The organism is Aquitalea sp. ASV15 (assembly GCF_016429115.1).
Lineage (GTDB): Bacteria > Pseudomonadota > Gammaproteobacteria > Burkholderiales > Chromobacteriaceae > Aquitalea > Aquitalea magnusonii.
In genome coordinates this window covers 1-393 of sequence record NZ_JAELTZ010000143.1, presented here as the reverse complement: position 1 = coordinate 393, position 393 = coordinate 1, and the positions used below count along the sequence as shown (strand labels likewise).

Annotated in this window: 1 protein-coding gene; it reads right to left on the bottom strand. The window is 68.7% G+C overall.

What is annotated here, in order from left to right; genetic code table 11:
- The coding region (locus JHD64_RS21225; RefSeq protein ID WP_199055612.1) for a hypothetical protein at positions 1–393 on the bottom strand (393 nt) is incomplete at both ends.

Here is a 393-nt window from a genome sequence, read left to right as displayed (position 1 = left end):
CCCCCCCCCCCCCCCCCCCCCCCCCCCCCCCCCCCCCCCCCCCCCCCCCCCCCCCCCCCCCCCCCCCCCCTTTTTTCAAGCCGAAGACGGCATACGAGATCCTTGTTAATGTCTCGTGGGCTCGGAGATGTGTATAAGAGACAGTCCTGGAGCCGCTGTCCTTTCTGGAAAGACAGCCCGATGGCCACTGGCAGCTGCTGGTCGCCGCGGAAAAAAACAAGATCGATCATTACTACCGCATAAGCATGGAACTGTCTCTTATACACATCTGACGCTGCCGACGAACGAACAACAGTGTAGGTCTCGGGGGGGGGCGGATGATTAGAGGGGGGGGGGGGGGGGGGGGGGGGGGGGGGGGGGGGGGGGGGGGGGGGGGGGGGGGGGGGGGGGGGG